Here is a 5,186-nt window from a genome sequence, read left to right as displayed (position 1 = left end):
ATAAAGGTATACAGGCAGCTTATGAAGCAACTGCCTCATATGCTGAAGAAGGGAATTTGATGCTGGACATAAACTTTATGGATAATCCAATTCCTGAGATAGCGCTTAGAAAATTTTTAAGTAATGTGGAGTTTAATATTGGATTTATACCTGAAGTTGGACCTGATATATCCTACCAAGCTGGAGAACTTTCGATAAATTTTGAGATGGATAAACTTGATTTTGATTGGAATGTTGAGAGACCTAAAATTAATTTCATTCCCGGAAGTATAGAATTTATAGTTAATGAATATCCTAGGGTTGAAATTAATTATGTTGGAACTCCTATATTTGTTCCCCCAAGTGCCGATCCGAATTATAAACCTATAGATACAAGAATATGAGGGTAAACATATGAATATAAAAACCAGAGACTTTGGTGATTTAACTGTAAATGAGGAAGATGCAATTAACTTTACATGCGGTATGTATGGTTTTGATGAATATACTAAGTATGTTATATTAAAAGATAGTCCTGAAGATGACATTATGTATCTTCAATCAATTGAAAACACGGATTTATCATTTGTGTTAATAGATCCGTACTCAATTATTAACAGATATGATCCAAATCTAAATGAAGAAGATTTGAATGAATTAAGAGTGAAAACTGAAGCAGAATTAAAATTTTTAGTTATTGCAATAATAAAAGAAGAAATTAAGGATTCTGTTGTTAATTTAAAAAGTCCCATAGCCATAAATCCGAATACAAAAATAGCTAAGCAAGTAATACTTCAGAATTCATATCCCCTCAGGTACAATATACTTGGAGAAGGGGAGGGGCTTAAATGTTAGTAATAAAGAGAAAGGTATCAGAATCCATATTAATTGGGGATGACATTGAAATAATTATTTCAGAAATCTCTCAAGATAAGGTAAAAATTGCAATTAATGCTCCCAAGGAAGTAAAAATTACCAGAAAAGAACTTGCTGAAACATGTGAATTTAATATAACGGCTTCAGAAAAAATAAACAAATTGAGTTTGAGCAGTATTAAAAAAAGTTTGAAAAATCCAGGTAAAAAATAAAAGTTTTTTTTATTTTTTATAAGTTTTTTTGCTATTTTTTGAATATTTATTATATATATTAGCATGACGTATACATAAACGTGAAAGTTTATGTAATTTATATGCCTTTTTTTTATGCCTAAAATTATGGAAAATCTGCATTAACTATGATGCAAAGTTATATTTTACGCTTAAAAGTATACAATAAATATACGTAAAATCTTAATAAAAATACATAAAACTTGGTGTCGAAAAAGCTTGCATTCTGTAAAATATTCTATTATACTAAATCTGGTTAGGAAGATACTGAAAATAGTAAAACTGTCGAAAGGCAGTGACACAAAGCTAAAGAGCCTAAGGATATCTATGGTTGCCAGCTGCCAATAGTAAAATTATACATTTTTAATGTTATTAAATTTATTATTGTCACAACGCAAACATATAAATTTATATGTTTTTTTATATGCGAATTTTCAGATGATGAATGGGAGATAAAGATGAGTATTAATAACAACTTAAGCCTGCAATTGTTAAACAAAAGCCTCGATGGACTTTGGCTAAAACAGCAAATTAATATGGAAAATATATCAAACTTTTCAACACCGGGATATAAAAGCAAATTTGTTGATTTCGAAACTACTCTGAAGAAAATTTTAAATGATAAAGAGAATGAAGCAACATCTGAAATGAATAGTAAAATAATGTCAAGCAATATAATAATCGGAGAAAATGACAATCAATCATTGCGACTTGATGGCAATAATGTTGATTTAGAAAAAGAAAATCTTCAACTCGCGAAAACCCAGCTTCAATACATGTATACAGTTACAGAACTTAATTCTTATTTTTCAAAACTTAATTCTGTTATTTCAGAAGGCAAAAAATAATTGGAGGTATGTATGTCTTTTTTGCAGTCGCTAAATATAAGTGGGTCAGGACTTACTGCCCAAAGATTAAGAATGGATGTAATATCTGAAAATATTGCAAACATTGATACTACTAGAACAGAAAATGGTGAACCTTACAGAAGAAAAATGGTAGTTTTATCATCGATAGATTCAAATAGTTTTAAAGATATGATGGTAAAAAATTTAAATGATTATGAAATTACAAGAGGTGTTGAAGTTTCTGATATTTTGGAAGATCAAAGTGAATTTAAACTTGTGTATAATCCGGAACATCCTGATGCCGATGAAAATGGATATGTAAGTATGCCTAATGTGGATTCGTTGAAAGAAACTGTAGATATGATGGAAGCTTACAGAGCTTATCAAGCAAATGTAACTGCCTTGAACACAACAAAACAAATGGCAGTTAAAGCTTTAGAAATAGGGAGGTAGATATGTTTATAAAACCTATACAGCCAATTACGGGAATAGATAAAATAAATGATACAAGTAAAATTAGCGGTACGAATGAAAAAAGCAATGGAGTTTCTTTTAAATCAATTTTTAATAATGCTTTAGATAATTACATAGATGCTGAAAACAAAGTAGATGAAGATATATACAAATTAGCTGTTGGAGAAAGCGATGATGTGCATAATTTAATGATAAATACACAAAAGGCAGAATTATCATTAGACTTGGTTATTCAACTTAGAAATAAAGCTTTAGATGCTTACAATGAAATAATGCGTATGGGTGTCTAGTTATAAAAACTTGCACATAGTTTAGGAGCTATTAATGTTAGATCAAATCAAAAATGTTGTCAAAAGTGTAAAAGACTTCTGGAATAAATTAAACAGTAAAAGCAAGAAGCTTATAATTGGTGGATTATTAGGCGTAATTGTTGTAGCGTTGATAATTACGTTGTTTTTAAATAATAAAGACTATGTGGTGCTGTTCAATAATATAGATGAAGAAGAAACAGTTGAAGTAATACAGCAGCTGCAAGAAAATAACGTAGATTACAAATATGAAAATGAAGGTACTATACTAATACCTGAAGAGCAGGAAAGTACGTTAAGAATGCAGTTAGCCCAAACAGGTCATCCTAGAACTGGAACAAACTATGATGTGTTTACTGAAAATATAGATTTTATGACAACCGATTATGAAAAAAGACAATATGAAGTTTATCAATTGCAGGAAAGACTACAAGGTTCCATCGAAACTATTGACGGCGTAAAAGAAGCAATCGTAACAATTAATGTTCCTGAAGAAAAAGACTTTGCTTGGGAAACTGACAAAAAGGAATCTTCTGCATCAGTAAAAATGAATCTTGCTAGTGGAAAGTCTTTATCAGCTTCTCAAATAAACGGTGTAATGCAGCTGGTAGTTAAAAGTGTAGAAGGATTAAAAGAAGAAAATGTTGCCATAGTCGATACTGATGGAAATAGTTTGACAGTCAGCAGCGAAATGAAGCAAACAAATTCAATTAAATTGAAATTAGAAATAGAAAAAGAATTTGAAATTGAAACTGAAAAGGGAGTAACAGAATTCCTTTCTAAAATTTATGGCGAAGAAAATGTGCAGGTATCAGCAAAATGCACTATTAATTTTGATAAGAAAATAAGTGAAATGATGCAATACTTACCGGATGAAGAAACAAATCTCGGAGTACCAAGTGATACTAAAACTGATAAAGAAATAACAGGACCAGGCGAAATTGTCGGAGGTGTAGCTGGTTCTGAAACGAATGCTGAAGTACCAACATATCCTGGCGTTATAATTGAAGGAGACAATATTTATTATAAAGATTCTAACACTATTAATTACTTAGTCAGTCAATTAAAGGAACAAATAGAGCATAATCCGGGGGAAATAGAACAACTCACAGTGGCAGCGGTAATTAACAAAGCGAGTATAAGAGATGAGGAATTAGCTGAAGTTAAAGAATTGATAGCTTTTTCAGCGGGGGTCGGCACAGAAGATGTTTCATTGCACAATATGTTGTTTTATGATACTGATGCGCCTGCTTTACCTGTGATATCAGATGAAGCTAATACAGAAGGTGCTATGACAATGAAAGAAATATTAATATATGGAGGCATTGCATTAGCAGTAATTTCAATATTGATTTTCATAATAAGTTTAATATTAAGGAAAAAACGCAAGAAAAAAGAAGCTGAGAATAAGGATCAAATAAAATCTGAAACAGCTGCTACTGGTGACTACTCCTGGGCTGACATACAGGATGGAATAAAGGTTCAAGAAACACACGAACAAGCAATCAAAAAGCAGTTAAAGGAATTTACAACAACAAATCCTGAAATAGCAGCACAGCTTATTAGAACATGGATTAAGGGAGATGAAGAATAGTATGGCAGAAACTAAATTATCAGGCAAGCAAAAAGCTGCAGCTATTATTATATCCCTTGGTGCGGATGATGCATCAAAAATATATAAATATTTAAAAGAAGACGAAATTGAGCAGCTTACATTTGAAATCTCAAGGTTGCAGCATTTAAGTCCACAAATAATGGAAAATACATTGAAAGATTTTTATGATTTATGTTTGACTCAAAAAGTTATAACTGAAGGCGGCTTTGAATATGCTAGAAACGTGCTGGAAAAAGCCTTTGGAGCTCAGACTGCGACAAGTCTTTTAGAAAGAGTTACAAAGACTTTAAGAACTAAATCATTTGAGTTTATAAGAAAAGCTGATTACAAGAATCTTTTGACTATAATACAAAACGAACATCCTCAGACCATAGCACTTATATTATCCTATGCAAGAGCGGATCAGGCATCGTCTGTAATTGCAGAACTGCCAAAGGAAAAAAGAATAGATGTAGTTGAAAGAATCGCAAAGATGGACCGAACGTCGCCGGAAATAATAAAATATGTCGAACAGGAATTGGAAAAGAAATTTAATTCTATTGTATCCGTTGACTTTACAGAAATAGGCGGAGTAAACTATGTTGCTGATGTAATGAACAACATGGACAGAAGCAATGAAAAATACATATTTGATGAACTTAATAAAAAGGATGTTAAACTTGCTGATGAAATCAGAAAAAGAATGTTTGTATTTGAAGATATTGTTACAATGGATGCAATGGGTATTCAAAGATTTCTGCGAGAAGTTGACAGCAAGGATTTGGTATTTGCTATTAAAGGATCAAATAAAGAAGTTGCGGATGTATTATTCAGCAATATGTCAACAAAGATGGCTGACACAATTAAGTCAGAGCTT

The 5,186-nt window shown here is 31.3% G+C and carries 8 protein-coding genes and 1 riboswitch; all 8 genes read left to right on the top strand.

What is annotated here, in order from left to right:
• Window positions 1-383: DUF6470 family protein (locus tag SA378_RS10150; protein WP_318525874.1), on the top strand; the 383-nt coding region annotated here is incomplete at its 5' end.
• Window positions 384-393: 10 nt separating this feature from the next.
• Window positions 394-834: a flagellar assembly protein FliW gene (gene fliW, locus SA378_RS10145; protein ID WP_318525873.1), complete on the top strand. Its 441-nt coding sequence runs from the start codon at window positions 394-396 to the stop codon at window positions 832-834.
• Window positions 828-1,067: a carbon storage regulator gene (locus SA378_RS10140; RefSeq protein ID WP_318525872.1), complete on the top strand. Its 240-nt coding sequence runs from the start codon at window positions 828-830 to the stop codon at window positions 1,065-1,067. The genes fliW and SA378_RS10140 overlap by 7 nt, the downstream gene beginning before the upstream one ends.
• 283 nt (window positions 1,068-1,350) lie before the next feature.
• Window positions 1,351-1,431, top strand: a riboswitch (cyclic di-GMP riboswitch).
• A 112-nt stretch (window positions 1,432-1,543) separates the two neighbouring features.
• A complete protein-coding gene (gene flgB, locus SA378_RS10135; RefSeq protein WP_318525871.1) occupies window positions 1,544-1,933 on the top strand; it encodes a flagellar basal body rod protein FlgB in 390 nt (129 codons plus the stop codon).
• 12 nt (window positions 1,934-1,945) lie between these two features.
• Window positions 1,946-2,386: a flagellar basal body rod protein FlgC gene (gene flgC / locus SA378_RS10130; protein WP_318525870.1), complete on the top strand. Its 441-nt coding sequence runs from the start codon at window positions 1,946-1,948 to the stop codon at window positions 2,384-2,386.
• A 2-nt stretch (window positions 2,387-2,388) separates the two neighbouring features.
• Window positions 2,389-2,697 carry a flagellar hook-basal body complex protein FliE gene (gene fliE, locus SA378_RS10125; RefSeq protein WP_318525869.1) on the top strand — a complete coding sequence of 103 codons (309 nt, stop codon included), beginning with the start codon at window positions 2,389-2,391 and terminating at the stop codon, window positions 2,695-2,697.
• Window positions 2,698-2,731: 34 nt separating this feature from the next.
• The gene (gene fliF, locus SA378_RS10120; protein WP_318525868.1) at window positions 2,732-4,309 is read left to right on the top strand and encodes a flagellar basal-body MS-ring/collar protein FliF; all 1,578 of its coding nucleotides are present in this window, start codon (window positions 2,732-2,734) and stop codon (window positions 4,307-4,309) included.
• Between the two features lies 1 nt (window position 4,310).
• On the top strand, window positions 4,311-5,186 hold an 876-nt coding region (gene fliG, locus SA378_RS10115; protein WP_318525867.1), incomplete at its 3' end, for a flagellar motor switch protein FliG.

Origin of the sequence: Sedimentibacter sp. (genome assembly GCF_033447055.1) — a bacterium.
In the GTDB taxonomy this organism is placed as follows: domain Bacteria; phylum Bacillota; class Clostridia; order Tissierellales; family Sedimentibacteraceae; genus Sedimentibacter.
Note: the sequence above shows the minus strand (reverse complement) of the source record. Positions and strands in the feature narration are given on the sequence as shown.

Bases quoted from the DNA above. Each gene is read 5' to 3' on its own strand.
- fliW (WP_318525873.1), top strand. From the start codon at position 394: ATGAATATAAAAACCAGAGACTTTGGTGATTTAACTGTAAATGAGGAA.
- flgB (WP_318525871.1), top strand. From the start codon at position 1,544: ATGAGTATTAATAACAACTTAAGCCTGCAATTGTTAAACAAAAGCCTC.
- SA378_RS10140 (WP_318525872.1), top strand. From the start codon at position 828: ATGTTAGTAATAAAGAGAAAGGTATCAGAATCCATATTAATTGGGGAT.
- fliE (WP_318525869.1), top strand. From the start codon at position 2,389: ATGTTTATAAAACCTATACAGCCAATTACGGGAATAGATAAAATAAAT.
- flgC (WP_318525870.1), top strand. From the start codon at position 1,946: ATGTCTTTTTTGCAGTCGCTAAATATAAGTGGGTCAGGACTTACTGCC.
- fliF (WP_318525868.1), top strand. From the start codon at position 2,732: ATGTTAGATCAAATCAAAAATGTTGTCAAAAGTGTAAAAGACTTCTGG.